Below are 25638 nucleotides of genomic sequence, written 5' to 3' on the forward strand. Positions count from 1 at the left end.
CTTAAAAAAACAATAGTATAATACTCCCTTATATAAAACGAGATGTCCATAGAATAGTGTTTTTTGGGCAAAATAGTAATATTTTTTTGGAGAGTTTATGGCAAAAAGAAGAAGTAGAAGTTCTGGTAAAAATTCAAATAGTTTAAAATATATAGTTATAGCACTGATTTTTATTGCAACTGTGCTTTTTTCACTTTTGGGGGGCTACTATTTTGGATATAGTGAAGCAAAAGAGGATATGGCTCAAAAAGAGAAAGTAAGATTGGAGATGTTAGAAAAACTTGAAAACGCGAGTATTGGAAAAGATAAAACAACTGATGAGCTCTTAAAAAAAAACGAACCAGCAGTAGAGCAGGAGATTGAAAAAAAAGTAGAAAAAGATGTTAATGAAAGTGTAAAAATTGCTCCTAAAGCAGAGTTGGAAAAAGAGCCAAAAAAACAAGAACTAAAAGCTGAAACTAAGACAGCACTAAAAACTATAGATTCTTCGCACGAGTACGACCCATCAACTCTGCCGCAACCTCCAAAGAGAGGTGTGCGTGCATCATCAGAAAAACCAAAATTAGCAATTATTATTGATGATGTTAGTATAAAATCACATGTAAGCGCAGTACATGGGCTAAATCTTCCCATCACAATGTCATTTCTTCCACCAAGTGAAAATGGACCAAAATCAAATATTCTGGCACAAAATGAGAAGTTTTATATGGTGCATCTGCCAATGGAAGCTCAAAATTTCACAAAGGAGGAGCCGTTTACTTTGAGGGTAAGCGACTCTCAAAGTGAGATATCCCAAAGAGTAAGAGCAATAAAAGAGCTTTTTCCAAGAGTGCATTACATAAATAATCATACCGGCAGCAAGTTTACATCAGATGAAGCATCTGTAAACAGACTTATATATGCGCTTGATAAAGAGAATATAAATTTTATAGATAGTAGAACAGTGGCTTCAACAAAGATTCAAAAAGTTATGGAGAGCTACGGTAAAAAATATGTTGGTAGAGACATATTTTTGGACCATCAAGCTGACAAAGGATATGTAAAATCTCAAATTAAAAAAGCTGTTGAGATGGCAAAACTACATGGTAACGCTATAGCAATTGGACATCCTCATGAAAATACAATCTTGGCGATTAGTGAATCTAAGGAACTTTTAAAGAGTGTTGAGCTGGTTTTTGTAGATAAGATATACTAGATGAGTGTTATTCGAGATAAAATCACAGAGCTCTTATCTATGAAAAGCTATCCTGAAAAACTTTTTTACGATGGAAATCTTGAACTTCTAAAAAGAACAAAAATTTCTATAGTTGGCAGTAGAAAGCCAACACAATACTCTCGTACTCAAATCCAAAAACTCTCATCTTTACTCTCAAAAAATGGAGTTTGTATTGTTAGTGGCGGAGCCATGGGTGTGGATGCACTCTCGCACAGTGGGGCCGGAGCATCAAATACTATAGCTGTTTTGCCTTGCGGCATTGATGTGAGATACCCTGCTATAAATAAAAATCTTTTAGAAGATATTGCTAAAGATGGACTGTTGCTTAGCCAATTTGATGCTGGTTTTAAAGCAACGCCATGGAGTTTTGTTGTTAGAAATGAGCTAGTAGTGGCACTTGGTGATGCTTTAGTTGTCGGTGAAGCAGATATAGATAGCGGAACCATGAGGAGCATTGAGTTTGCTCTAAAGATGAAAAAAGAGATTTTTGTACTTCCACAGCGACTAGGTGAGAGTGAAGGAACAAATAAACTGCTAAAAGATGGCAAAGCAAAAGCTATCTATGATATGGATGAGTTTGTAGCAATGTTTAGCACTACTTTAAAAGGTAAAAACAGTTCGATTGTTGAGGATGATTTTCTTCTCTATTGCAGCAAAAACCCAACTTATGAAGAGGCTATGAAAAAATATCAAAATAGAGTTTTTGAGGCAGAGCTTAACGGAGAGATAAAAGTGGTTAACGGAGTTGTTATAAGATTAACATAGCATCGCCATAAGAGTAGAACCTATAGTCCCTCTCTATAGCTGCCCTATATAGCTCATGAGTTTTATCAATTCCAACAAAAGATGCCACAAGCATCAGTAGTGTTGATTTTGGTAGATGGAAGTTTGTTAAAAGATGGTTTACTCTGAGTGGTTTGTTGTTTGGATGTAAAAATAGATTTGCCTCACCTTTTTGCAGATCTCTGTTTCTCATGTAAAACTCAACTGTTCTTGTCGTCGTGGTTCCAACGCTAAGTATTGGCGCATCCGAGAGCAGTATATTTTTAGCTTCACTGGAGATGCTGTAGTATTCGGAGTGCATCGGATGATCTGTGATAATCTCCGTTTCAACTGGTTTAAATGTCCCACTTCCTACATGCAGAGTAACAAATGCGTGAGTAAAACGCGAGCAGACTCTCTCATGCTGCTCTTTTGTGAAATGAAGTGAAGCTGTTGGAGCTGCAACCGCTCCATCTTCTTTTGCGAATACACTTTGGTATTCACTCTCGTCCTCTTTATTATCTTCTCTTTGTATGTATGGTGGCAAGGGAATATGACCAATTTTGTCTATTATGGGTAGCAACTCCTCAAATCTAAGAGGTTTTTTATTAACAAAGAAGTGTGCAATTCTGCTTCCGTCCTCGTTAAGTTTGGTAACAATAGCAGTTAAATTTTCATCAAAAAGAAGTTCGCTGCCTACTTTCATTTTGCCTCTAATATAAACGCTTATATCAAGAGCATTTAAGGGCTTATTGATTAGAAGTTCAATATTTGCACCACTTGTTTTTTTACCAAAAAGTCTAGCTTTTATAACTTTTGTATCATTGAAAATAATGGCGCAATTTTTGGGGATAAACTCCTCAAGATTAGAGAAATTTGTGTGTATGATTTCGTCTGTTTCTCTGATGTAAACCAAGAGTTTTGCGCTATCTCTTGGTGAAGCAGGATGAGTTGCGATTAGCTCTTTTGGAAGAGAAAAATCATAACTCGAAGTTAGTAGAGAAGCACTATTTGTTATCATTCTCTAGCGCTAGTGGCTCTTCTGTGTCTTCTTCATCCTCATCCTCTTCTTCATCTTCGGCAGGATTTACAAATTTAACTATTATTATGGAAACCCCATATAAAACTACAAGTGGTACTGCCATAAGAGATTGCGTTAAAACATCCGGAGGAGTTAGTATTGCTGAAATAATAAAAATTATAACAATAGCGTATCTAAAAAATCCAGACATCTGCTTATCATTAACTAAACCTAAGATAGCCAAACCGTATGCAAAAATAGGTAGTTCAAACGCTATGCCAAAGCCAAACATAATTTTTGTAAAAAAGCCTACATAATCTTCTATATTTATAAGTGGAGTGAACTTGAAACTACCAAATGCGATTAGAAAGTCAAAACCAAATGGAGTTACAACATAGTATGCAAACGCGGCACCAAGTGCAAACATTACTGTTCCGCCGACTACAAAAGGAATAATAAGTTTTTTTTCGTTTGCATAAAGAGCTGGAGCCACAAAAAGCCATATTTGAGCAAGGATGATTGGTAAAGAAGCAATGAGCGCTGCAAAAAATGAAACAGTCATTGCCACAAAAAATGCACCGCCTATTTGGTTTGTAGTAACTTTTCCATCAATTGCAAAATTTGCAGTGCCATCAGTTAAAGATTGTTTACCGACCGAGACAAGAGCATCGTTCAGCGGCTGAACCAACCATGTGAGCAGTTCCTGGCTAAAAGAGAACATAATAAAAAACATAACAATTAGAGTCACAACAGAAATTACTAATCTTTTTCTTAGTTCAACTAAGTGAGGTCTTATATCATCAAACATTTACATCTTCTTTAGTTTTGTTTTTTTTAAAAGTCACTTCTTCTGGTTTGTTTGTTTTTTCTTTAAATGAATCAAGAGAATCATTGTGCATAAAAGAGTCATCTTCAAATGATGTTAATTTTGCTGCAATAGATCTCGTGTCAGTTGCACTTTTAACTGTATTGCTTGCATCTAGTAGTTCTTTTTTGTATGCCAGAGCTTCGTCTTTTAGCTCTCTTACATTCATTTCTTGCTCAATTGAGTCTTTAAATGAACCAAGCGTTTCTTTTGTTTGTTTAAAAAATTTAGCTATTTGAACCATTGTGCTTGGAAGCTTATCTGGCCCAAGAAAAATTACGGCTACAATGGCGATAAGAAGTATCTCTGAAAAACCCATACCAAACATAAAAAATCCTTAAAAATTATAATAGGGCGAATTTTAGCTAAAGAATAATTAAACTAGGATATAAAGAGTGCTACCTCGTCCGCTAGAAGATAGTTATTGTTGTAGTATATGCCATCTTTTAGAGTTAATTTTTTTTCATAAACTAGAATATCTGCTCTTTCTAGTTCATTTGTATTTAAAAGGTTTTTATTTAAGCCAACACAAGAACGAAATCCTAGAAAAATTTGTTCGCTTTTTTTATCTTCTTCTGTTAGCGCCTCCACGCTTATGTTAAGTGGATTTATTATATATTCTTCGAGATTTGTGGTTGGATAGAATCTGTTCATATCCATTTTACCAACAGCACCGCTACCTAGTCCTATATAGTCTTTGTATTGCCAGTATCCCATATTGTGTATGCTTTTATAAGAACCAAAGTTGCTAATTTCGTATTGTTTAAATCCAGCTTTTTTGATTTTATTAAACAACCATTTTGTGATAGTTAGTCTCTCTTTCGACATATATGGTTTTAGAGCAAAGGGTGTTGCTTCTTCGATGGTTAGAGCATAAGCGCTTAAGTGATTTATAGGCAGAGAAAATGCAGTGTTTAAATCTTCTTCTAAGAGTTCTTTTGTGTCACCTAGTGTTGCGTAGATTATGTCTAGTGAAATATTTGTAAATCCAACCTCTTTAGCGTTTATAATAGCCTTTTTTGCTTGTTTTGAGCTGTGCGCTCGGTTTAGCAGTTTTAGTTTTGCATCATTGAAGCTCTGAACGCCAAAACTAACGCGATTAACACCCAGGTTGTGCATCTGGCTTAGCCACTCTTTATTCGCACTATTTGGATTTGCTTCTGTTGTTATCTCGATACCGTCTTTTAAATATGGAGAAAGCATTTCAAAGAGTTTTTTATAGAGTTTTGCTTCAACACAAGACGGAGTTCCACCACCAATAAAGAGTGCCTCTATCTCTTTGGCTACTACATCAAATCTTTTTAGTTCAAATTCCAGTTGGTTACAGAGTGCCTGCATATAGCTATTTTTGAGATGAAATTTATCAACATAAGAGTTAAAAGCACAGTAGTAACACTTAGAGTCACAAAATGGGATATGAATATATAGTAGCATTTAGCCCCTGACCTATAAAATAAAATTGTACCAATAAATAAATTAATACCCATTAAAGCAATATGTGCTAAAGTTTTATAATTTTTTTATATAAATATTTTAGAAATTATATGGTTTGGAATATCATGAACAAAGATAGAAATATTTTAGATTATCTTGAGAAATTAAAAGATTTTTATAAAAAAAGCACAGATAATCAGCAGATGCTATTTTTTCAATTGATTGATACAATACTGGAATCTAAAGATCTTGAAGAGATTAGCTTTGAAATAAAAAATGTAGAAAAGATAGACGCTCTTTCTGGCAGAGAAGTTTTAATTGAAGATATAGAGTTGCTGGAAGATGAGGCTATGTTGATTGTTTTTCAGCTTAATCAAACAGATGCTATCAAGCAGTTGTATGGGGCTGAGGTATTAAAAGAAGTTATTACAGACAAGGCTAGTAAGCTAAAATCCATAATAAATGAGAGTGGTGTCTCTCTTTATAGTATAAGCTTTCAGAAATTTGCTATTTTAGTAAGAGATAAGGCGCTCTTTGATAGATACTTTTCAATACTAAAGTTTTCTATTTTTAACAATATTGATAATTCTGTATATAATTCCAAAACTTATGGTGAGATTTTATCAGATTTTACAGTCGGAGTTTCGTATGGTAGAGACCATCTTTATCATAGAGCCAATATAGCCATACAAGAAGCCGTGCTATCTAAATCTCGTTATAAGATTTATGATAAAAATGCTGATGGATTAGAGCTTAAAAAGGCAACTCTCGACAAGTTTAGAGTATACAAAACTGCACTTCATGATGGTCATATTGTCCCGTATTTTCAGCCTATAGTATCTGCTTCTACTGAAGAAATAATTAAATATGAGGCTTTGGCAAGACTTGTGCTTCCTGATGGAAGGGTAATCTCACCAATTGATTTTTTAAATACTGCAATAGAAGATAAAACATTTGAGTTTTTTACAAGGCAGATGATGCAGAAAGTTTTTATTGTCTATGGCAATAATAGCTGTGAAATATCAATTAATTTGACATATGAAAATATAAAATCAAAAACTATGCTTGAGTATATAAAGAATAGACTTGAGAAGTATGGTGGAGAGAGAATTACTTTTGAGATAGTTGAAACAGAAGAGATAGTTGAATATAAAATAGTTGAAAATTTTATCAAAATGGTTAAAGAGTACGGTTGTAAAATATCTATAGATGACTTTGGTAGTGGGTATTCAAATTTTACAAATCTATTTAAGTTGGATATTGATTATATAAAAATTGATGGAACAATAACAACGAGATTGTTAGATGCTGAAAAAGCAAGGATAATGATAAGAGGGCTTGTTGGATTTGCAAAAAGCGTCAATGTTAAGACAATAGCTGAGTTTGTAAGCTCGAAAGAGCTTTTTGAGTGTGTTAGAAAACTTGGAGTTGACTATGTCCAAGGATACTATCACGGAGAACCAAAAAATGCTAAAGATTACGGTTTAGAGTAGGTTATAGTTTTTCTAATATCTACTTAATTAGTGCTATTGCATCTATTTCCACTAATGCGTTTCTTGGTAGCGTTTTAACTGCAACGGTTGAGCGAACCGGCTTATGAGAACCGAAAGCTTCCGCATATATCTCGTTTACGGTTGCAAAATCATCCATACTGCTTAAAAAAATAGTTGTTTTTACCACATTTTGTAGTGAGCTTCCAGCCTCTTGCAGGACAGCACTTAGATTCTTAAGAACCTGTTTTGTCTGCAATGCCACATCATTCCCAAGCATTTCACCCTCTGGTGTAAGCGCGATTTGCCCAGATGTAAATACCATCTTGTCCACTATAGCTGCTTGAGAGTATGGACCAATTGCGGCTGGAGCCCTGTTTGTTTGTATGAATTTCATTCTTTTCCTTTTTTATTTTTTAGCTTCTTTTACTTCATCTAATAGTTCATAAAAGCCCTCTTTGCTTCTACTTCCTATTGTTGTGTAGATTATTTCACCTTTTTTTGTTAAAAAATAGTGTCTTGGAACAGGTTTTACCTCTAAGTGAGGTGGAATATCATCTATGTCTCTTGAAAGATAAACAAGCACAAAATCTTTTTTTAATCTTTTTATAACTTCATCTTGTGATAAAACTTCTTTTTTAAATTTTTCACAAAATGGGCAATACTCAGAACCTAAAAAAACATAAACATCTTTTTTCTCTTTTGCTGCTTGTTTTAGTGCCGCGTCATAATCACTTGACCAGTTTAGTCCGGCGCTGAGTGAACTTATCATTACTATTAGTAAAAGAAAATATCTCATAAACTTACTCCCAAATCTCTATTAATTTTTTAAAAATAGCATACAAATCTTCAACTTCTTTTATGCCTGTTCTCTCATTTACGGAGTGAATTGTATCATTTTTAACGCCAAATTCAATCACCTCGATGCCAAGAGGCGCTATAAATCTAGCATCAGATGTTCCTCCTGCCGTGGAGTGTTTTGGCTTAAATCCCACAATATCCATAATTGCTTCATCTATCTTCTTTACCAATTTTGTGTTCGTATCTGTTTTAAAAGGGTGAGAACCTTGTACTAGACGCAACTCATAATCAAGCCCAGATAGATTTTTAGCCACAAAGTTTCTTATGTCCTCTTTTGTTGTAATGGTTGTATTTCTAACATTAAACATCATTGTGAGTTCGTTTGGAGTTACATTTGTCACTTGCATTCCTGCGCGAATGTCCGTTATCACAAACTTGCTAGGAGAGAAAAATTCATCTCCATTATCAAGATCTACACCAGCCATTTTATGCAAAACACCAGCTATGTTATGGATAGGATTGATCGCTTTTTCAGGATATGCGGCATGGCCTTGCTTCCCTTTTATAGTTATATATCCATTTATTGAGCCACGGCGTCCAACTTTTATAGCATCACCAAATAGTGCCTCGCAAGTCGGCTCAGCAACAACAACTGCATCTGGAAGCAGACTATTTTCTTTTAGATACTCAAGCACTTTTACGGTGCCATTTACTGCATCACCCTCTTCGTCTGATGTAAGCAAAAGAGAGATGGTTCCTTTAAAGTTCTTGGCTTCTTTAACGGCCTGAGTAAAAGCACAAACGCCACTTTTCATATCCTGCGCTCCACGGCCATAGATAAAACCATCTATTTCAGTCGCCTTGTATGGGTCACTATCCCACCCTTTACCTGCTGGAACAACATCTACATGTCCAGCAAAACAGAGATGTTCTCCATCACCAAACTTTTTATAAATAAACAAGTTTTTAACATCTTCTACATCTACTCTTATCGGTGTAAACTCCGGTAAATACCCCTCTATAAACTCCAAAAGTCTACCATCATCTGGTGTTTCACTTTTTGCTTCTATCATATACTTTAATAGTTCTATTGTTGTCATTTTTCAGCTTTTTTTGTTTTTTTGGCACAATTGTATCATTATAGTTCTCGAAAAACGAGTTTTTTTGTAGCTTTAGAGGGCTGGAAGAGATGATAAGTCCCTTTCACTAAAACGGACTTATTCGTTTTAGTGGGTAGCATCAGTGTTTATTATAGAAAATGATACAATTCGCAAAAAAGGAAGATAATGAACTGGTTTTTTATAACTTTAGGATACAGCGGGCTTTTTCCAAAAGCTCCAGGAACGGTTGGAACTATCGTTTCTCTTCCTGTTGGAATGGCAATACTTATATATTTTAGTGCTCAAACACTTTTTTTAGCAGCTCTTCTTATTACTATAATTGCTATTCGTGAGATTAATAGATACGAAAGCGTTAGTGGCACTCATGATGACAAGAGAATAGTCATTGATGAACTTGCCGGCATGTGGTTTGCGCTTAGCGTTGCTCCAGCTATCTCGATAAGTGCAGATCAGATAGGAAATTTTCAAAATGGATTTTTAGTTCAAAGCCTGCTCTCTTTTGTTCTATTTAGATATTTCGATATAACAAAACCCTCAATAATCGGAAGATTAGACAGAGAAGCAAGAGGTGGAATTGGAGTAATGGGTGATGACATTGTTGCTGGATTTGTTGCTGGAATACTAAGCGCTGCCATTTGGCAAGGTATTCTTCAGATTCAAACTATGCTTTAAAAACTCTCACAACTTCAATGTTGTGAGAGTAAAGATACTCTAAATAGATATTGGATCATCAGTTACTTCTATCTCTTCAAAGTCTTCTGCAATCTGCTTAAGTGTCTTCATAATTTTATTGGCCTTAACTATATACTCGTCAAAAATAGTTTTAGATGAAGGAAAAGCCTCACTTAGTTCTGTGTAGATAAGTATGCGACCATTTATGTGTTTGTTAATCTCATAAAAAGCATCTTCAAGATATTTTCTTGTGGTTGTGTGTCTAAAAAGAGCTCGAACCATTTTGACTCTCTCTTTGATTGGGATAGACTCCCCGATTGCTTCTGCGATTCTTTTTATGTCTAATCTTGAGAGATAAACTCCACTAATTGAAGGTGCTAAAAGTTTTTCTGTAAGGATGTCCACAAACTGTGGAAAAGGCTCGTTGTCATCTTTGTCTCCGGCATCTCTGTTGTCCGCCACATTTCCATCTGTGCCAATAGAGCAATCTTCCTTTATAAAATTATCAAATTCCGCTCTTAGACTATCTAAATTATTTACACTCATTTTTTCTCCTTAAAATCTCATATTGCTTTTGTCATACTCAAGATGCTTGTTCTTTTCTAGATATTTAAAAATAGCATCACCAAACTCTACCAACAACTCATCAAAACCAAAATAACTCTGCTCTAGCTCTTTACTTCTCTTCTTTAAGGCAGAAAACTCTTTTTTTGGCTTCATATCAACATTGATAGCGCTAAGCTTTTCAACCATCTCAAAGTTCTCAAAATCAGAGAAATCAACAACTGCATCGTACGATGAGAAATCAATACTCATAGAATCTGCGATTCTATTTATATCCGCATCAACTAGCTGTATCTGCGAAGTAAAATCCATCAACATCTCTAAATCGCGGTAATAATAGTCAACAGTGAACTCTTCTGCCAAATAGGCGAATGCCTTAGCGCTTGGTGAAATCCCAATAAGAGCAACTTTTTTTACATCTTTTATTCTTAAAAAGTCTATTAAAACATTTGTACCTAAAACATCTCCAATTAGCCTCTGCTCATCCCTTATCAAAACATCGCAGATTCCAAATTTAAGGACAAGCTCACTTGCTTCGTCTAGGATATCAACCACTTTTGAACTGTATTCACTTGAAATAAACGCACCATTTACATGTGATTTTTTCATATTTACAACCGTAAAGTAAAAATCATCTTCACGAATATTCATAGGAATTATCATGGCATCTTTGTTTGATGCTTTGAATTTTTTATTTAAAACTGCGCTTATACTACTCTGTCCAGCAAACTCACCTATAAAACCATAAAGTTTTGTTTGGTGAGATATCTCGTTTGCGTCATTCATCATATTTCTATATATCTCCCTTTATTCCCCAAAGTTCTCGTGCTTCTTCCTCTTCTGCTTTGCATCTATAACAGAGTGCTTCAACACTATTTGTGCTAAATGAGACACCGCACTCATCACACCTTCTAACTCTAAATTTTATAAGATTTACAACCTCTGGCTCAAAAAATTCCTTAACTCTATATGATGGGGCAAGAGTTATTGCGTTTGGCTCACATACATCATGACAAATATGACACTTTATACACAAAAATGGGTCAAAATCTATTTTAGAATTTTTAAGGTCAGATGTAAGCGCTCCAGTCGGGCAAACTCTATAACACATCTGACAAGCAGTACAACTCTCACTATCTAGAAGCTTCATCGAGGTAAATGTAAGCTCGTCTGCCTCTATAACATGGAATTGTGAGGGTTTTTTAACTCTCTTTATGGCTGTAAAAAATAGCTTCCGCTTGTCTGGAATTCTCTTTTGTTTTAAAAGTTTAATATCACTTTTTTGTAGTGTATGCTCAACCAGCTCATCAGTTGCTTTTTGTATCTCTTTTTCAAACTCTATTTTAGTTTTTATAGCACCTTTAAGAGTTGCTTTGCTAAAAAAATCTCTTCTAGTTGGGCTCTCTTTTGTCTCGACGCTATTTTTATGTTTAACATCTTCAAGTTTTATAACAGCGTCGCTTTCCATGGCTTCTAAGATATAAGATGCCTCTTCATAGTTTTTTAAAATCTGTGGCTTACACTTATGAGCTATATCACACTCATCACAATATCCCATGTCAAAAATCATCTCTTTTTTTAAAACAGCCATTGAGATAATGTTTTCTATATTTAATGCCGCTATGCAGGGTACATTTTTTCTACACGATATAATATTTTGCTCATCTTCTATATAGGAAAAGAAAAACTCTGTTTGACTAAAGTTATCCAAAGAGAGCGCCTCACTTGGACAAACCGCGTCACATGCGCCACACTCTACGCAAGAGTAAAAATTTATGCTTGGGAGTGGATTTGTTCCAACAACTATTGCTTCTGTTGGACAGATAAGCTCACACCTATTACACTCGCTCTCTTTTGAAAGCAACCGGACACAACGACTAGCACTTAGTTGTATCATTTAGATGCTTAACTCTTTAACCAAATACTCATTATCGCTCAAGATAAACTCTAAAGCCATATCAGCGGCGTCATAGTAAAGTGGTGTTCTTGCTTCAAACTTAACATTCAAAAGATACATTGGAGCCCATCTTAGTAGATGCTTGTTTAAAAATTCCATCTGAACTTCTCTGATAGATTTTACCGCATCCGCATCATTTTCCTGCATCGCCTTTTCCTCAGCGGAAACTAAATGGTACATAAACTCAAGCTCAATTCCAATATGGTCAGCCGCAACAGTCCTTGAAAGTTCATAATCAACTATAAAATTTGATGCACTGTAAATATCAGTTACAGGATTAGCTCCGCCGGTCTCTATCTTTTGGTCTTCTCTTGTGTAAAAAGTTTCATATGGGATAATGTGTAGTATAGATAAATTCACAAAATCTGGATTCAAATACTCCTCTAAAAGTACGGATCCCTCTACCTCCCAGAGCTGTTTCCACTCTTTTAGTGTTGGAAAAAAATCTAAAATATTTTCATCTTTTTTAATAATTTCTAACATCTCTAAATCTAACTCTTGAAGCAAAACTCTCGACAATAACGCATAAATATTTGCTCTAGCTTTTGTATTTTCCATAATTTAAATTCTTTATATTGATTTTTAGTGCAAAATTCTATCCAAAAAGACTGAATATACAATTATGAAATATTGATACAAAATAAAGAGAAGAAATTGCAACTTATGCTAAAATTGCCTTAAAAAAGGAGTTCCTATTATTTATACACTCATTCACACGATTCATATATTTTCGGTTTTTATCTATGGTGGTTTTTTATTTGTAGATGTTCTTTTTCTATCAAAAATGAACAGATCGCTAAGTATTGAAGAGCAAAAAAAAGCAAGAGAAGCAATTATGATATATGTAAGAAAAGTTGTCCCTTACGCTTTGATGGTTGCAGTTGCAAGCGGACTTTTTCTTATTGTTCAAATTTTTGGAAAGATTGAAAACGGTGCGCTCTCTAATTTTCAAATCTTACTAAGCATAAAAGCTTTTTTAGGCTCATGGCTTGGCTTGCGTGGAATCAATCAAAAGCTATTTAAGATAGATCCTTGGGTATTTAAAAGCCATCTATTCCCATTTAGTTTAGTTGTTGTTATTATTCTACTATCTCAGTTTATGTATGTCTTCTAAAGTATAAGCACACTACTAAAAGTGTCTTTGGTTTAATAAAATTAACAATTTATAATGTTAATCACAAGAAAAATGGTATAAAATATGCTATCATCAAAAAAATATCACATAATCAAGGATGCGCTGTGTTTAAAAATTTAAGTATTCAAAAAAAGATGAACTACTTCATCGCGATGGTAACAATTTCTGTTTTTACTGCTGCAATATCTATCTTCTTTGCAATGAGCATGATAAATACGAAATATGATCATCTGCATCTAAATTCAATGAAGAGTGGTTTTAGCACTCTTGATATAGAAAAAAATCTAAACTTTGTAAGCAGGTTATCAAGAGATATTTTACTTGGTGGCAACTACGAAAAGAATATTCATAAGTTTGGTGTAACAATTAAACAAATTGAAGATGATTTTAAAATACTTCAAGAGTTAACAACAGATACGGAATCTGTTAAGACGCTAGATAACGCGCAAGTTTCTACAATGTTATTTGTGAATAATACATTTAAAATGATGAAATCATTAAATAAGGATGATATAAAAAATAACAAAGAGAAGTTATATGAAAGGTATAGTAATGATTTGACGCCGTTTGCTGAGGCTTCAAGAGAATCATTTAAGAAACTAGTTGATCTTAAAACAAAAGAGTTGGATAATGACTCTGCTGAGCTTGGACAAAAGATTAGTTTCTTCAAATACTTAGCACTAATAGCCGGTATTTTAGTTGGAATGGTTGTTTTCGTTTTTGCAACAATGATTAGAAAATCTATAACTTCTAGCATAAATGAGTTTACTTCGCTAATTGGTTATGTTGCAAAAGGTGATTTTTCTCATAAATCAAACTCACTACAAAGTGATACAGAGCTTGGAACCATGGGAATTAGATTGACTAATCTTATAGAAAATACAGAAAATCTTATAAATGAAATAAATGTAACCATAACAGATGCGTCAAAAGGTATCTTCACGCATCAAATCTCTTCATCTGGATTAGATGGAGAGTTTGTAAAAGCAATAGATAGCGTAAAAACAAGCATAGAGTTTATGAAGTCTCAAAATTCCATGACACAAAGAGATACTTTTAATGCTAAAATTAGTGTAAAAAGTGCCAATGTCTCTGAATCACTCTCACTTATAACTACAGATTTAAGTACAAATATTGACTATCTAAAAGCAATTACTTCTGCAACCAAAGAGGCTTCAGAATTGGCAATAAACTCTCGTAACGATATTTCTGATATCACACAAGAACTAAACGCACTAAGTGAGCAGGTAAGTATAAACAATAGCAGTATTGCTGAGATAACAAATCAAGCAAATGAGATTACATCAGTTATTGAGCTTATTACAGATATTGCAGATCAAACAAACCTACTAGCTCTAAATGCAGCTATTGAGGCAGCTCGTGCAGGTGAGCACGGTAGAGGTTTCGCTGTTGTTGCTGATGAAGTTCGTAAGCTTGCAGAGAGAACACACAAGGCAACTGGAGAGATTTCAGTATCTATTAAATCACTTCAGCAGGATATGAATGAGATTCAAACAAGTTCAGATATGATGAAATCCACAGTTGAGGGTTCAACAGAAAAAATAAATGGATTCCAAGAAACACTTATAACGCTAAGTGAAACATCAACAAAAATTGTTGATTCATCTTACAATATTGAAAATAGCGTGTTTGTAGTTCTTGCTAAACTTTATCATATTTTATACAAAGCTCGCGCTTATAACTCTATACTATCTCTAAAAAAAGTTCTTCCAGATGCTACCCATACCGAATGTGCACTTGGTCATTGGTACCAAAATGAGGGCAAGGCAAGATTTTATAAAGCACATTCATACGCTAAGATGGAAGCTCCGCATGCAGCTCTTCATATATTAGCAAATAAAAATATCAAATTCCTAGAGGGTAATCCTGAGGGCAACACCCTCGCTCACGCATGTGAGATTATAGATAATTTTGAAAGTATGGAGACAGCATCTGATGAGCTGTTTAACTTGCTTGATGCTGTGCTAAAAGAGCAAGCACACTAACTTAAACTCTTTAAAATTACTCCCAATCATCAAATTTTGATTGGGAGTGTTTATCTTTTTTATATCGTCTTGCATTTTTTGTTTTCTCTAGTTGATTTGAGGTGTAGATTAACTCTTCTTTTATCTCTGAAATATCTTTATCTGAATCCACAAAATTTATCATCTTGAAAATCAGCTTTTGTAAATCTTGCAAATCGCCTTTGTAGAGCGAGGTTTCTTCTACTTTTTGTAAAACTTTTAAGCTACTCTCTATTTTTTTTGCATAACCGCTTTCAGATAGCTCCGCAGTGTTCTGTAAATAAGAGATTATACTTTTATGAAATCGCTCAAGAGCCCTTACATAGCGAAGCCTATTTGAATTATCTATAACTTTTTGAGATGCCATTTTTAACCTATTTTATTAAACTACACTATTGTTTGAATAGTAAAATTTAATATTATTTATTTGTTGATATAATTATACAATTAATTTTAATCTACGGAGATTTGTATTTGAAGAAACTAATACTATTTTTTACCCTATGTGTTTCACTTTTAGCTAGCGTTACTAACGAGGAGGCATCGCAAAAAATCATAGATTCTGATATCCCCATTGTTGACATTAGAACACCAGGGGAGTGGAGAGAAACTGGCCTACTTAAGAAATCTATCCCTATTATGCTTTTTGATGAAAAAGGAAATTATGACTTAAATGATTTTATCAGTAAGCTAAACAAGGCAGTTGATACCAAAAAGCCGTTTGCTATAATATGTAGAACTGGAAGCAGAACCAAGATATTGGCTCAATTTTTATCACAAAAGTTAAACTACAATGTTATTAATTTTACCAATGGTATTGTTTATGCAAAACGAGCGCATCTCCCAATTTTGCCATATAGACAACAGTAGGGGAGAGCAGAGGAGGAGCCTACAGAAGTGATTTTATCACATTACTTACACCCTGATGTAAGTTGTAGGTCGCTATAGGAAAATCTATATTTTCATCTTCTAGATTTACTCTGTTTTTTGCCAAATAATCACCCAGTATTTTAAGATCAATTCCTCTGTATTTTTTACAAACTAAGCTATCAAGCTTGGTTCTGAGCAGCTCTTTTGCTAAATTTGATTTCTGAATTGTAAAGGCTAAAGATTTTAGACTAACAAAATCGCTCCACATAAAAAAAAGCTCTGGGGTTAGGCTATCAACCACCGCACCTTCTGGATTAAAAAGCATATCCGCATCTCTTAATGGAATCAAAACAGTCAGTATCGCTTCACTAAATGGTATAACTTTATCACTCCAAAAAGGTGATTCGTTTCTATTTGCCAGCTCACTTTTGAGAAAATTCAGTATTGTCTCTATGTTTTCATCTTTAAAAAGTTTATAACTCTCTTGCTTCATAACTTATCTCTTTATCTCTATATTTGCATGATTATAGAATCTTTTTGATACAATTTTCCTTTGACAAGAAGGATTAGTTTGAAACTAGATAAAACTTTTATAACCAACTCAACTGCCATGTTTTTAGTAATTGTATCGTATGAATTCGATGGATTGCTCGCCTCTATTTTACTTTATACCGGCTTATTTGCGCTCTCAGGTTCTCTAACTAATCAGCTGGCAATTCATATGCTGTTTGAAAAAGTTCCATTCCTTTATGGTTCTGGTGTTATTCTTGATAGATTTGAAGCATTTAAAGATAGTATAAAAAATCTTATGATGAATCAATTTTTTACAATAGAACAGCTGGATAATTTTTTTAAAGCAGAGGAGAAAAAAATAGATTTAACTCCTATCATAGAAGAGACGGACTTTTCAGTAGCTTTTGATGCGCTTAGTGCCACTGTTATGAGCTCTTCTTTTGGCGGAATGATTGGAATGTTTGGTGGAGGGGCTGTGTTGGAGACTCTTCGTACACCTTTTACTGCAAGAATGAAAAGTGCTGTTGTTGCAATAGTTAATAGTGATAGTTTTAATGAAACACTGCAAAATCATATGCAAAAATCATCTCTTAGTATGGATATTATCAAATCTATCGAAATAGTAATAGATGCAAGACTGAATGAGCTAACTCCACTTATGGTTAAAGATATGGTTCAAGAATTAATTAAAGAGCACCTATCTTGGCTTGTTGTTTGGGGTGGTGTTTTTGGAGGGGCTATTGGACTTGTTAGCGCTTTTCTTCTTTAAAAAAAATATAGTTTTATCTAAAGAAATAGATAAAACTTACAGATTAAGTTAGTGACTTGAGCATCCACCGCCACAACAACCATTGCTTGCTGAATCACTCATTGCTATTACAAAGCTATTTCCAACTTCTTGAACTTTAAAGCTGTGTTTGCCACAAAATTCATCATTCATAAAATCTCTCATCTCGATTGATTTCATAAGTGCATCATCTTTTGAATCCAGCTCTATTCCATTTTTTAGATCGCTTTTAACAAAACAACCACACTCTTTTTCTACAATAACTTTAAACATATTTGTTTCCTTAATTGATATTTATTATTGAATAATATCTCAAAGTACTTCTTCTGTTCTTAGTTTTATATAGAGTTAAAAAAAATTAAGATAAAAATAAAATTTATACCACTTCTATTGTGATATCCGAAATGTTTATTACATCTCCACTGCGAATTTTAGCTCGTTTTCTAAGCTCTGCTTCCCCATTTTTCACTACATGACCATCAGATACAATCATCTTTGCTTCCGCTCCACTATCAACTAAATCCAAAACTTTGATGAGTTTAAATAGCTCTATATACTCATCGCTAAGCTTATGTTTAATCAACTTTTCCATTAAACCTCTTTGTCTATTATTGAAAATCCTAAGTCGTGCATAGCTTTATCAACCATCTCAATCGATTTTTTCATAGTCTCTTGAGAGATTTCAGGTAGTTTGCCACCCCACATAGCTTCCGCGTCTTTAAAGCCTTTTATCATGCCTTCTCTGCCAGCACGCATCTTACTCTCATCTCCACCAGCACCCATAATCACAAAATCTGCAATTCTTTGTGAGGTTTTATCTACTCCAAAAAAACCATCTTTACTCACAAGCTCTGTTGCCTCTTCTTTGGATAGTTTAGCTATTGGTTTTCCGCTGTAACCTATATCGCCTAGAAAACTTTGAAATTTATCATACTCGCCATCAGCGTTAGCTGTTTTGTTTGAAAAAGAACCTTGAAGCGAGATAGAATTTAGCACGATTTCATTTGCATTTTTGGCAATTTGCTCTTTTATGTCACTCAATTCACTTTTTGAGAGCTTTTCGGTAAAGACACTCTTAACCTGTGTTTGGGTATTTGCACCGACAGAGCTACTTACATTTGGTGATATTTGCATCTTAAATCCTTTTGTTGCATGTAAAACAATATCGTCATTTTTTCGCAGTTAGTAAAGCTCTATTTTCTTTTAAAAATTTAAATTTTTTTGCTATAATTTATGCGATGAAAGATTTGTGTGTGAGCTCATCTGTAGTATATTCTGCCAGACAAACGACTCCCTATATTTTGATTCCACTTTAATAAAAGTGAATTTTTACCACCGAGGTACGACAATGGCAGCATTGCTAGATGGAACTGTTAAATGGTTCAATGAAGAAAAAGGTTATGGATTTATCCAACAAGATAATGGCGGGAAAGACTTATTTGTGCATTTTCGTCAAGTAAACAGATCAGGTGCTGGTCGTGTTTCTCTAGCAGAAGGACAAAAAGTTACTTATGAACTTGGCGAGGGACAAAAAGGTCCTCAAGCTGAGAATGTAACACCTCTATAATCTCTACTTTGCAGGTTTTTACCTGCAATTTTAAACCATTAATCTCTAAAAATTAACTCTTTAAAAAACTCAAGCACTCGTTTACTATCTCTAGCTCCTCATCTGTTTTTATAACCATAATTTGGACTTTACTGTTTTTAGTTGAGATAATTTTTCCGTTTGAGCTGTTTGCGTATCCGTTTAGTTCAATCCCAAAACCAATATTCTCTAAAATTTTTTTTCTTACGATGGCGGAGTTCTCGCCAACTCCACCACTAAATACGATGGCATCTACGCTTCCCAAAAGTGCCATGTAGGCACCTATATATTTTTTTACTCGCCTGCTCATTATGTTCAGAGCTAATTTTGATTTTTCATCTTTGCTTGATACTATAGCTTTAAAATCATTGGTTCCACAAATTCCTAAAACACCAGACTTCTTGTTTAAAATATTCTCCACCTCGTCAACACTGAGCCCTAGCTCTCTTTGCATATAAAAAACTACTGCTGGGTCAATATCCCCACTTCTGCTTCCCATCACAAGCCCCTCCAGTGGTGTGAATCCCATAGAAGTATCTATGCTCACTCCTCCTTTTATCGCGCAGGCGCTTGAGCCATTTCCTAGATGAAGAGTTATGATATTTAGCTCTTTTATATCTCTTTTCATCTCTAGTGCACACAATCTACTTATGTATGAGTGAGATGTTCCATGAAAACCATATTTCCTTATTTTATGTTTTTCGTACAGCTCATAATCTAGAGCGTAAAGATAGGCTTCCTCTGGCATTTTAGAGTGAAAGGCTGTATCAAAAACAGCTATCTGCTTAACTAGTGGAGCTTTTTTTCTTGTAACTAAAATACCTTCTAAATTTGCCCTGTTGTGAAGCGGTGCTAAGTGAATAAGTGTTTTTAGCTTTTCTATAACTTGCTCATCAATGAGCGTCGCGCTACAAAAATCCTCTCCTCCATGAACAACTCTATGTCCAATGGCATACAGAGATGAAAAATCAAGTAGCAACTCATAGGTTTTTAAAAGCTCTAATATCTGCTTAAGAGCTTCATGATGGTTTTTTATAACAGCATAATCCTTGGTTTTTTTGCCCTCAAAGCTCATAGTTATATCAGATCCAAGTGCACCAATGTTCTCAACGGTTACTTTAGCTAGAACACTTCTGCTTTTGGCTTCAAAGAGTTTAAATTTTACCGAGGAGCTGCCTGCATTTATAACAGCTATTTTCAATTTTTTTCTCCAGCTTGGATTGCTGTAATTGCAACTGTGTTTACTATATCTGAGACCAAACAGCCTCTACTTAAATCATTGATTGGTTTACGAAGCCCTTGTATGATTGGACCTATGGCTATGACATCGCTCGACCTCTGAACTGCTTTATATGTGTTATTTCCGGTATTTAAATCTGGAAATATAAATACATTTGCATCGCCTGCAACTTTTGAGTTTGGTAGCTTAACCTCTGCGACCGTTTTATCTATCGCTGCATCGTACTGAATTGGTCCCTCAATAAGGAGGTTTGGATTTAATGATTTAACTATGTTTGTAGCAACTCTAACTTTATCAACATCGGCGCCCACTCCACTTTCTCCAGTTGAGTAGGAGAGCATTGCAACTCTTGGCGTTATGCCAAAGTATGAAGCTGTTTTTGCGCACGAGATGGCAATCTGAGCTAACTCTTGCGCATTTGGGTTTTGGTTTATGGCGCAATCTCCATATACTAAAACTTTTGTTTTTAGACACATAAAAAAAAGACTTGAGACTATTTTTACATCCTTGGTTGTTTTTATAATCTGCAAAGCTGGTCTTATAGTATCAGCTGTTGAGTGTACTGCTCCACTGACCATTCCGTCTGCATAACCTAGATGGACCATCATAGTTGCAAAATAGTTAACATGTATCATCGCATCTTGCGAAGCTTGAATGGTTAAGCCTTTCTCTTTTCTCATCTCATAAAAGATATCTACAAACTCCTTCATAAGAGGTGATTCTAGATGGTCTATTACGCTTGCACTACTTAAATCAAGTCCGAGTTTCATATATCGCTCTTTAAGTTCCGCTGGGTTTGCTAAAAAGATAACCTCTGCAACACCACGGCGTAAGATTATCTCTGCAGCTCTTAAAATTCGCTCATCTGAACTCTCAGGAAGAACAACTCTTTTTTTATTTAGTCTTGCCATCTCAAAGAGTTTATACTCAAACATCATAGGTGTTACAATATCATTTGAAGTAGTTGCTATTTTTTGCTCAATCGCTTTTATGTCAACGCTGGAGTTAAACAGACCTAAACTAAGCGATATTTTTCTGTGATTGTTTACTTTGAGCCTTGAGTTTATTGTAGATATTTTTTTTGCTGTCTCATAAATATCAGTTGAGACTGATAATATTGGTAGATTAAAATCATCTAACCCATCTATGAGTTTTTTTATATTTGGATGAGTTTGAATATTAAAAGGGAAAATTATTCCACTTATATTCGGATATGTTTTTGAGTAGAGCGCGCCCAAAAGAGCTAGAATTATCTCTGAGCGATCAGCTGGAACTATAACTAAATCATTCTCTTGTATCTGCCCTAAAAAATTATCCAAGCCAAGAGCTGCCACTTTAAATGCCCCAACAACCCTTAAATTATCATTTTCTCTCATTATGACACTCTTTGCATTTAGTCCATCCATGATATCTTGAATAGTTAGCATATCTAGCTCTTCTATCTCCCTCAAAAGATAAATATTTGGGTATTTTTGTGCTAATTTTTCTTTTAGTTCATTGTATTTTTTATCATCAACTCTATTTATAAAAGTAGCAAAATGTTCGCATCCATCGCAGTTTATATTTTTATTTTCTATCATAATGCTCTCATAAATATCATGGGCACTACTCCCTTTTGCGTTTATAATATTTATATAAGAGGCTCCAAAATTTTGCGCAATTTTAAGATTTAAGTCATAGTTTATATTTGTACTTAAAAATGAACGCCTGATTCCCTCACAGAGTACAAAATCATATCTGCTCTCAACTCTTTTAAACTTCTCTATAAGTTCATTCATTAGCTCATTAACTCTGTTTGTTGCTATCATTGTCTCCGCATACTCTATGTCACAACCATAACAATCTTCATACTCTATATTAAGATTATATTTCTCTAAAATAAAACTAATATCCCCATCAATAACATCTTTTTTTAATATAATGGGTCTGAAAAAAGCAACTCTATAAAGATTTCGTTTTAGAATCTCCATCATTCCCATACATATAAACAAAGAACCAGCATTTTTTTCTTGAGCAGATATATAAAGAGATTTTATTTTCATATTTCATCCATATTTTTAAAGTTTTTAATAATACCAATCCAATTGTTAAAAAAGAGTGTCATGCTATAATTTCAAAAAAGGATGTTTATGAAAAATTTGATATTTGTGCTCTCTTTGTTGTTTATGCTTAACGGATGCTCTGCAAAAGAGTTTAATGCAGGGGTTGATAGTGTTACAAATGACATCTCAACCGCATTTAATAATGCAAAGGATGATGGTTCAAAAAGTACCAGTCAAAAAGATAACAATTTAAGTAAATAGTAGTTTGCTGTAATCTCCATGATAGCTAACCAAAAACAGAAATTATGACTGATTTTGGTGTGTTTTATGGTTTGTGGATTTGCTATTTAGAGTAACTTAAGAATTCCATTGGCAATCTCTTTTAGTGATAGTTGTTTTTCTACTGCGCCAAGATCATATGCTACTTTTGGCATTCCGTACACAACACAGCTTGCCTCGTCTTGTCCAATTGTTCTTGCCCCAGCATTTCGCATGGCTAACAATCCTCGAGCGCCATCTCCGCCCATCCCTGTTAAAATAACACCAATAGCATTTGCACCAACAATTTTTGACACCGAACCAAAGAGAACATCAACTGAAGGTCGATGACCGGAAACTTTATCCCCAGTCCCAATTTCAACATAATAACGAGATCCTGAACGACGAACTACCATGTGATAATCTCCTGGAGCAATAAGGGCTACTCCTGGAGTAATGGAATCACCATTGCGTGCTTCACGAATTTCCATGGCGCATACGCTATTTAGTCTCTCTGCAAAAGGACCAGTAAAATTAGCAGGCATATGCTGAACTATAACTATACCGGGAGCATTTCTTGGTAACCCCATCAATAAATCCTTAAGTGCTTCTGTTCCACCCGTTGATGCCCCGATAGCTAGAATTTTATTGGTGGTTTCAGCCAGTGATGTTGTGTTTGCCTGTCTAGTGTTCTCTAGTTCACGCTTGTGTACTTTTATCTTTGCTGCAATTTTAACTTTTGCAAGCAACTCATCACGCATTTCGCTCTTACCATCATAAATATTAGAATGAGGTTTAGGAACAAAATCTACTGCACCAGACTCAAGTGCTTCTAGCGTTGTTTTGGCACCATTTTGAGTTAAAGAAGATACCATAATTACTGGAACCGGCATATAGTGCATCAAGCGTTTTAGGAATGTGATTCCATCCATACGAGGCATCTCGACATCTAAGCAGACAACATCTGGACGAAGCTCCAATATTTTATCACGAGCAATATATGCGTCATAGGCAACCCCAACTACCTCAATAGCTGGATCTGATTCCAAAATATCACGCAAAACAGCTCTTGCTGTAGCACTATCGTCGACAATTAATACTTTTATAGCCATATTTATAATCTCAACTATTCATAATGCGAGAAGCATATTTCAACAACACTTTGCCATGCTCACAATTCATCTGAATTTTTCTACCATTTAATCCACCAACATCTTCAGCAACAATTCTAATTTTGTACTCTTTTAGTATTTCTCTTGCCACTAAAATATTTTTTTCTCCAATCATCATCGTATCGGAAGTGTAAATATTCATGGATGCTCCTCCAAAAATTTTAGCCTCCATGTTTTTAATGTCTGAACCATGCTCCAGCATTGCTTCAATTAGCTTTGGAATCGAGATATTGCCAAATCTAGGAGATTGTAAGCCATTGTTATTCCAAAAAGGGAGCAGATAGTGATTCATTCCTCCTATACCTAATTTAGTATCATGCAAACAGACAGCTACGCATGAGCCAAGTACAGTCGAGATTGCTACTGGTCCATAATCTGTATGTATTTGGCCGACATGAATGAAAGTTGAATTTCCTTGAATCATCAGAGTTCAAGTGCGTTATCAAAAGATTCAAAAAGAAACTCATTTGAGCCATAGGCTTCAAAGTCTGCTGATTTTGTCTCTAATGGAAGCACCACTACGAAAGTAACTGTATTGTCGCCTACTACATAATCAATTTTTCCATCAAATCGTTCGCATAGTTCGCGGACGACACTTAAGCCAACTCCCAATCCATGTATGCCTTTAAGATCATGAGCAAAACGAGTAAAAACCTGTGCTTTATGTTTAACATTTGGCTCTTTACCATAGTTTTTAACAGAAATATTTAGCTTATTTTCATCTTTTTGTTCTATAGTAACTTCTATTGTTGTGTCTGCATCACCATAAACACATGCGTTTGCTATCAAATTTTTTAAGATTAAATGTAATTTTTGAGCATCAGCAACGACTCTCTGTTTGAGATGATTATCTACTTTTAACTTAATATTTTTCTCTATCATACGAAATTTAAGTGATTTTGACACCTCTTTAATTAAATCTTCTAGATTAACGAGCGAGTACGATATTTCGAGTTCACCACTCTCTATCTCAGTTGCAGCAACAAGATTTTGAATATGAAAGTCAAGATGGAGTGCCTCATCTTCAATTGTATCAATAAGATCTTGACGCGGTTGAGTAGACTGTTTTGCTAAATGTGGAATAAGACCAAGCAGGGCGGTCATTGGATTATTTAGCTCATTTGCAATCAAAGATAAAAAGCGTGTTTTTGCCTTTTCGCTATCAATTATCTGCTTATTTAAATCTAACACCTTACGGCTTAAAAAGGCTACTTCACCACATATGTCATTGCAAATTTCTGCTCTATTTTCAATAATCTGAGCCATCTTTTTCCTTTTTAATTTTATAATCGTTGATAAATGGAAGAACCAATTAGTTTGAGTGATTCTCTATGTGTTGTTAATGACTCAGAGCTACCAAAAAAGAGTGGTGCACCCTTAGGCAGAACCGTCGTAAAGCGTCTAATGACTTCAAGACGGGTTATATCGTCAAAATAAATCATGACATTTCTACAAAAAATCATATCAAAATGATTTTTAAAAATAAACCTATCTGTTACAAGATTGTAGGTGCGAAACATAACTTTTTCTCTAAGAGAAGGAACTATTTGATAATGGGCGATATTGTTTATGCGTATTTTTTCAAATGCATGAATAACAGTATTTTTGGGGAGTGCTTCAACTTGAGTGGCGTCATATATTCCAGAAATAGCCTTTTTTAGTACCTTTTCAGAGATATCAGTTGCAATAATCTTAATATCCCAACTCTCAAAATCTTTTAAATGCTGCTGCAGAAACATTAAAATAGTATATGGCTCTTCTCCGCTAGAGCACCCAGCTGACCAGATACGAATCTTTTTTTCACGCTTTGCACTTATCATTTGAGGTAGATATGTCTCAAGCCATTTCCATTGAGCAGTTTCACGAAAAAATGAAGTTACATTTGTAGAGATTGCGCTTACAAATAAGGCAAGCTCATCCCCAGATTGATCGTGTACTAAATAGTCATAATAGGCTCTAAAATTATCAAAACCTAGTTGACGAAGACGCTTGTTCAGTCGTCCCTTAACAAGTGTACTTTTTTGATCCGATAAGGCAATGCCCACTTTTTCGTAGATATAGTCACGAAATAGATTAAACTCTTTAGGGCTAAGATCAATATCGTTCATA

Annotated in this window: 32 protein-coding genes; 10 read left to right on the plus strand and 22 right to left on the minus strand. The window is 34.6% G+C overall.

Going from position 1 to position 25638, the window contains the following annotated elements; all coding sequences use genetic code 11:
* Positions 1–97 precede the first annotated feature (97 nt).
* Together PHV22_RS00280 and PHV22_RS00285 are read left to right on the plus strand one after the other, a co-directional pair.
* Positions 98–1195 (plus strand): divergent polysaccharide deacetylase family protein, encoded by a 1098-nt coding sequence (locus PHV22_RS00280; protein ID WP_299945006.1) that lies wholly within the window; start codon positions 98–100, stop codon positions 1193–1195.
* Complete coding sequence (locus PHV22_RS00285; RefSeq protein WP_299945009.1) at positions 1196–1981, plus strand: DNA-processing protein DprA; 786 nt, start codon at positions 1196–1198, stop codon at positions 1979–1981.
* Here the strand turns inward: PHV22_RS00285 and queA are convergent.
* The 4 genes from queA to hemW are packed head-to-tail and all read right to left on the minus strand — an operon-like array spanning position 1965 to position 5298.
* Positions 1965–2999 carry a tRNA preQ1(34) S-adenosylmethionine ribosyltransferase-isomerase QueA gene (queA, locus tag PHV22_RS00290; protein WP_299945012.1) on the minus strand — a complete coding sequence of 345 codons (1035 nt, stop codon included), beginning with the start codon at positions 2997–2999 and terminating at the stop codon, positions 1965–1967. The genes PHV22_RS00285 and queA overlap by 17 nt on opposite strands.
* Positions 2986–3807: a twin-arginine translocase subunit TatC gene (gene tatC / locus PHV22_RS00295; protein WP_295020756.1), complete on the minus strand. Its 822-nt coding sequence runs from the start codon at positions 3805–3807 to the stop codon at positions 2986–2988. The genes queA and tatC overlap by 14 nt, the downstream gene beginning before the upstream one ends.
* A complete protein-coding gene (tatB, locus tag PHV22_RS00300; protein WP_299945015.1) occupies positions 3800–4192 on the minus strand; it encodes a Sec-independent protein translocase protein TatB in 393 nt (130 codons plus the stop codon). The genes tatC and tatB overlap by 8 nt, the downstream gene beginning before the upstream one ends.
* Positions 4193–4245: 53 nt before the next feature.
* Entirely contained in the window at positions 4246–5298 is a 1053-nt protein-coding gene (gene hemW / locus PHV22_RS00305; protein ID WP_299945017.1) for a radical SAM family heme chaperone HemW, read from the minus strand.
* 110 nt (positions 5299–5408) lie between these two features.
* Here hemW and PHV22_RS00310 point away from each other — a divergent pair, with 110 nt between their 5' ends.
* A complete protein-coding gene (locus PHV22_RS00310) occupies positions 5409–6791 on the plus strand; it encodes an EAL domain-containing protein (RefSeq protein WP_299945020.1) in 1383 nt (460 codons plus the stop codon).
* 19 nt (positions 6792–6810) lie between these two features.
* Here the strand turns inward: PHV22_RS00310 and PHV22_RS00315 are convergent, their stop codons facing one another.
* From PHV22_RS00315 to dapE, 3 genes are read right to left on the minus strand one after another with little or no spacing between them, the layout of a single operon-like run.
* On the minus strand, positions 6811–7185 hold the full coding sequence (locus PHV22_RS00315) for a RidA family protein (protein WP_295020760.1): 375 nt from the start codon (positions 7183–7185) through the stop codon (positions 6811–6813).
* Between the two features lie 12 nt (positions 7186–7197).
* Complete coding sequence (locus tag PHV22_RS00320) at positions 7198–7587, minus strand: thioredoxin family protein (RefSeq protein WP_295020761.1); 390 nt, start codon at positions 7585–7587, stop codon at positions 7198–7200.
* 4 nt (positions 7588–7591) lie between these two features.
* Positions 7592–8689, minus strand: a complete 1098-nt coding sequence (dapE, locus tag PHV22_RS00325) for a succinyl-diaminopimelate desuccinylase (protein WP_295020762.1) — start codon at positions 8687–8689, stop codon at positions 7592–7594.
* 186 nt (positions 8690–8875) lie between these two features.
* Between dapE and PHV22_RS00330 the strand changes: the two genes are divergently transcribed.
* The gene (locus PHV22_RS00330) at positions 8876–9382 is read left to right on the plus strand and encodes a phosphatidylglycerophosphatase A (protein ID WP_295020763.1); all 507 of its coding nucleotides are present in this window, start codon (positions 8876–8878) and stop codon (positions 9380–9382) included.
* A gap of 39 nt (positions 9383–9421) precedes the next feature.
* On the opposite strand, the gene PHV22_RS00335 is transcribed toward PHV22_RS00330, so the two are convergent.
* Genes PHV22_RS00335 through PHV22_RS00350 form a run of 4 tightly spaced genes read right to left on the minus strand, consistent with a single transcriptional unit; the run spans position 9422 to position 12461 of the window.
* The gene (locus PHV22_RS00335; RefSeq protein ID WP_299945026.1) at positions 9422–9928 is read right to left on the minus strand and encodes a hypothetical protein; all 507 of its coding nucleotides are present in this window, start codon (positions 9926–9928) and stop codon (positions 9422–9424) included.
* A gap of 9 nt (positions 9929–9937) precedes the next feature.
* Complete coding sequence (locus PHV22_RS00340) at positions 9938–10735, minus strand: hypothetical protein (protein ID WP_299945029.1); 798 nt, start codon at positions 10733–10735, stop codon at positions 9938–9940.
* 4 nt (positions 10736–10739) lie between these two features.
* Positions 10740–11843, minus strand: coding sequence for a 4Fe-4S dicluster domain-containing protein (locus PHV22_RS00345; protein ID WP_299945033.1), 1104 nt, complete (start codon positions 11841–11843; stop codon positions 10740–10742).
* Complete coding sequence (locus tag PHV22_RS00350; RefSeq protein ID WP_295020768.1) at positions 11844–12461, minus strand: molecular chaperone TorD family protein; 618 nt, start codon at positions 12459–12461, stop codon at positions 11844–11846. It lies immediately after the preceding gene.
* Between the two features lie 226 nt (positions 12462–12687).
* Here PHV22_RS00350 and PHV22_RS00355 point away from each other — a divergent pair, with 226 nt between their 5' ends.
* Complete coding sequence (locus tag PHV22_RS00355; protein WP_295020769.1) at positions 12688–13017, plus strand: hypothetical protein; 330 nt, start codon at positions 12688–12690, stop codon at positions 13015–13017.
* 125 nt (positions 13018–13142) lie between these two features.
* Positions 13143–15044 carry a methyl-accepting chemotaxis protein gene (locus PHV22_RS00360; RefSeq protein WP_295020771.1) on the plus strand — a complete coding sequence of 634 codons (1902 nt, stop codon included), beginning with the start codon at positions 13143–13145 and terminating at the stop codon, positions 15042–15044.
* A 16-nt stretch (positions 15045–15060) separates the two neighbouring features.
* Here the strand turns inward: PHV22_RS00360 and PHV22_RS00365 are convergent, their stop codons facing one another.
* On the minus strand, positions 15061–15429 hold the full coding sequence (locus PHV22_RS00365) for a hypothetical protein (RefSeq protein WP_295020773.1): 369 nt from the start codon (positions 15427–15429) through the stop codon (positions 15061–15063).
* A 107-nt stretch (positions 15430–15536) separates the two neighbouring features.
* On the opposite strand from PHV22_RS00365, the gene PHV22_RS00370 reads away from it, so the two are divergent.
* Positions 15537–15932, plus strand: coding sequence for a rhodanese-like domain-containing protein (locus tag PHV22_RS00370; protein WP_295020775.1), 396 nt, complete (start codon positions 15537–15539; stop codon positions 15930–15932).
* Positions 15933–15951: 19 nt separating this feature from the next.
* On the opposite strand, the gene PHV22_RS00375 is transcribed toward PHV22_RS00370, so the two are convergent.
* Positions 15952–16425 carry a hypothetical protein gene (locus PHV22_RS00375; protein WP_299945039.1) on the minus strand — a complete coding sequence of 158 codons (474 nt, stop codon included), beginning with the start codon at positions 16423–16425 and terminating at the stop codon, positions 15952–15954.
* Between the two features lie 78 nt (positions 16426–16503).
* Between PHV22_RS00375 and PHV22_RS00380 the strand changes: the two genes are divergently transcribed.
* Positions 16504–17214 carry a DUF445 domain-containing protein gene (locus tag PHV22_RS00380; protein WP_295020778.1) on the plus strand — a complete coding sequence of 237 codons (711 nt, stop codon included), beginning with the start codon at positions 16504–16506 and terminating at the stop codon, positions 17212–17214.
* A 48-nt stretch (positions 17215–17262) separates the two neighbouring features.
* On the opposite strand, the gene PHV22_RS00385 is transcribed toward PHV22_RS00380, so the two are convergent.
* The 3 genes from PHV22_RS00385 to PHV22_RS00395 form a co-directional block, all read right to left on the minus strand.
* The gene (locus PHV22_RS00385; protein ID WP_295020779.1) at positions 17263–17505 is read right to left on the minus strand and encodes a hypothetical protein; all 243 of its coding nucleotides are present in this window, start codon (positions 17503–17505) and stop codon (positions 17263–17265) included.
* Positions 17506–17608: 103 nt separating this feature from the next.
* Positions 17609–17824 (minus strand): RNA-binding S4 domain-containing protein, encoded by a 216-nt coding sequence (locus PHV22_RS00390; protein ID WP_295020781.1) that lies wholly within the window; start codon positions 17822–17824, stop codon positions 17609–17611.
* Positions 17824–18366 (minus strand): hypothetical protein, encoded by a 543-nt coding sequence (locus PHV22_RS00395; protein ID WP_295020783.1) that lies wholly within the window; start codon positions 18364–18366, stop codon positions 17824–17826. Before PHV22_RS00395 ends, PHV22_RS00390 begins: the two co-directional genes overlap by 1 nt.
* A gap of 214 nt (positions 18367–18580) precedes the next feature.
* Here PHV22_RS00395 and PHV22_RS00400 point away from each other — a divergent pair, with 214 nt between their 5' ends.
* Complete coding sequence (locus PHV22_RS00400) at positions 18581–18799, plus strand: cold-shock protein (protein WP_295020785.1); 219 nt, start codon at positions 18581–18583, stop codon at positions 18797–18799.
* 52 nt (positions 18800–18851) lie between these two features.
* Here the strand turns inward: PHV22_RS00400 and PHV22_RS00405 are convergent, their stop codons facing one another.
* Together PHV22_RS00405 and pta are read right to left on the minus strand one after the other, a co-directional pair.
* Positions 18852–20018 (minus strand): acetate/propionate family kinase, encoded by a 1167-nt coding sequence (locus tag PHV22_RS00405; protein ID WP_295020787.1) that lies wholly within the window; start codon positions 20016–20018, stop codon positions 18852–18854.
* Positions 20015–22099 (minus strand): phosphate acetyltransferase, encoded by a 2085-nt coding sequence (pta, locus tag PHV22_RS00410; protein WP_295020789.1) that lies wholly within the window; start codon positions 22097–22099, stop codon positions 20015–20017. The genes PHV22_RS00405 and pta overlap by 4 nt, the downstream gene beginning before the upstream one ends.
* Positions 22100–22186: 87 nt before the next feature.
* Between pta and PHV22_RS00415 the strand changes: the two genes are divergently transcribed.
* Positions 22187–22360, plus strand: a complete 174-nt coding sequence (locus PHV22_RS00415) for a hypothetical protein (protein ID WP_295020791.1) — start codon at positions 22187–22189, stop codon at positions 22358–22360.
* 86 nt (positions 22361–22446) lie between these two features.
* On the opposite strand, the gene PHV22_RS00420 is transcribed toward PHV22_RS00415, so the two are convergent.
* The 4 genes from PHV22_RS00420 to PHV22_RS00435 are packed head-to-tail and all read right to left on the minus strand — an operon-like array spanning position 22447 to position 25637.
* Entirely contained in the window at positions 22447–23469 is a 1023-nt protein-coding gene (locus tag PHV22_RS00420; protein WP_295020793.1) for a chemotaxis response regulator protein-glutamate methylesterase, read from the minus strand.
* 10 nt (positions 23470–23479) lie between these two features.
* Complete coding sequence (locus PHV22_RS00425) at positions 23480–23953, minus strand: chemotaxis protein CheD (protein ID WP_299945048.1); 474 nt, start codon at positions 23951–23953, stop codon at positions 23480–23482.
* A complete protein-coding gene (locus tag PHV22_RS00430) occupies positions 23953–24795 on the minus strand; it encodes a HAMP domain-containing sensor histidine kinase (protein WP_299945051.1) in 843 nt (280 codons plus the stop codon). Before PHV22_RS00430 ends, PHV22_RS00425 begins: the two co-directional genes overlap by 1 nt.
* 17 nt (positions 24796–24812) lie before the next feature.
* On the minus strand, positions 24813–25637 hold the full coding sequence (locus PHV22_RS00435; RefSeq protein WP_295020798.1) for a protein-glutamate O-methyltransferase CheR: 825 nt from the start codon (positions 25635–25637) through the stop codon (positions 24813–24815).
* Between the last annotated feature and the right edge of the window lies 1 nt (position 25638).

This window comes from Sulfurimonas sp., from assembly GCF_028713515.1.
Taxonomy (GTDB): Bacteria; Campylobacterota; Campylobacteria; order Campylobacterales; family Sulfurimonadaceae; genus Sulfurimonas.

Coding starts and splice junctions, on each gene's coding strand:
- PHV22_RS00280 (WP_299945006.1), top strand. CDS start 98: ATGGCAAAAAGAAGAAGTAGAAGTTCTGGTAAAAATTCAAATAGTTTA.
- PHV22_RS00285 (WP_299945009.1), top strand. CDS start 1,196: ATGAGTGTTATTCGAGATAAAATCACAGAGCTCTTATCTATGAAAAGC.
- queA (WP_299945012.1), bottom strand. CDS start 2,999: ATGATAACAAATAGTGCTTCTCTACTAACTTCGAGTTATGATTTTTCT.
- tatC (WP_295020756.1), bottom strand. CDS start 3,807: ATGTTTGATGATATAAGACCTCACTTAGTTGAACTAAGAAAAAGATTA.
- tatB (WP_299945015.1), bottom strand. CDS start 4,192: ATGTTTGGTATGGGTTTTTCAGAGATACTTCTTATCGCCATTGTAGCC.
- hemW (WP_299945017.1), bottom strand. CDS start 5,298: ATGCTACTATATATTCATATCCCATTTTGTGACTCTAAGTGTTACTAC.
- PHV22_RS00310 (WP_299945020.1), top strand. CDS start 5,409: ATGGTTTGGAATATCATGAACAAAGATAGAAATATTTTAGATTATCTT.
- PHV22_RS00315 (WP_295020760.1), bottom strand. CDS start 7,185: ATGAAATTCATACAAACAAACAGGGCTCCAGCCGCAATTGGTCCATAC.
- PHV22_RS00320 (WP_295020761.1), bottom strand. CDS start 7,587: ATGAGATATTTTCTTTTACTAATAGTAATGATAAGTTCACTCAGCGCC.
- dapE (WP_295020762.1), bottom strand. CDS start 8,689: ATGACAACAATAGAACTATTAAAGTATATGATAGAAGCAAAAAGTGAA.
- PHV22_RS00330 (WP_295020763.1), top strand. CDS start 8,876: ATGAACTGGTTTTTTATAACTTTAGGATACAGCGGGCTTTTTCCAAAA.
- PHV22_RS00335 (WP_299945026.1), bottom strand. CDS start 9,928: ATGAGTGTAAATAATTTAGATAGTCTAAGAGCGGAATTTGATAATTTT.
- PHV22_RS00340 (WP_299945029.1), bottom strand. CDS start 10,735: ATGATGAATGACGCAAACGAGATATCTCACCAAACAAAACTTTATGGT.
- PHV22_RS00345 (WP_299945033.1), bottom strand. CDS start 11,843: ATGATACAACTAAGTGCTAGTCGTTGTGTCCGGTTGCTTTCAAAAGAG.
- PHV22_RS00350 (WP_295020768.1), bottom strand. CDS start 12,461: ATGGAAAATACAAAAGCTAGAGCAAATATTTATGCGTTATTGTCGAGA.
- PHV22_RS00355 (WP_295020769.1), top strand. CDS start 12,688: ATGAACAGATCGCTAAGTATTGAAGAGCAAAAAAAAGCAAGAGAAGCA.
- PHV22_RS00365 (WP_295020773.1), bottom strand. CDS start 15,429: ATGGCATCTCAAAAAGTTATAGATAATTCAAATAGGCTTCGCTATGTA.
- PHV22_RS00375 (WP_299945039.1), bottom strand. CDS start 16,425: ATGAAGCAAGAGAGTTATAAACTTTTTAAAGATGAAAACATAGAGACA.
- PHV22_RS00385 (WP_295020779.1), bottom strand. CDS start 17,505: ATGTTTAAAGTTATTGTAGAAAAAGAGTGTGGTTGTTTTGTTAAAAGC.
- PHV22_RS00390 (WP_295020781.1), bottom strand. CDS start 17,824: ATGGAAAAGTTGATTAAACATAAGCTTAGCGATGAGTATATAGAGCTA.
- PHV22_RS00395 (WP_295020783.1), bottom strand. CDS start 18,366: ATGCAAATATCACCAAATGTAAGTAGCTCTGTCGGTGCAAATACCCAA.
- PHV22_RS00400 (WP_295020785.1), top strand. CDS start 18,581: ATGGCAGCATTGCTAGATGGAACTGTTAAATGGTTCAATGAAGAAAAA.
- pta (WP_295020789.1), bottom strand. CDS start 22,099: ATGAAAATAAAATCTCTTTATATATCTGCTCAAGAAAAAAATGCTGGT.
- PHV22_RS00415 (WP_295020791.1), top strand. CDS start 22,187: ATGAAAAATTTGATATTTGTGCTCTCTTTGTTGTTTATGCTTAACGGA.
- PHV22_RS00420 (WP_295020793.1), bottom strand. CDS start 23,469: ATGGCTATAAAAGTATTAATTGTCGACGATAGTGCTACAGCAAGAGCT.
- PHV22_RS00425 (WP_299945048.1), bottom strand. CDS start 23,953: ATGATTCAAGGAAATTCAACTTTCATTCATGTCGGCCAAATACATACA.
- PHV22_RS00430 (WP_299945051.1), bottom strand. CDS start 24,795: ATGGCTCAGATTATTGAAAATAGAGCAGAAATTTGCAATGACATATGT.
- PHV22_RS00435 (WP_295020798.1), bottom strand. CDS start 25,637: ATGAACGATATTGATCTTAGCCCTAAAGAGTTTAATCTATTTCGTGAC.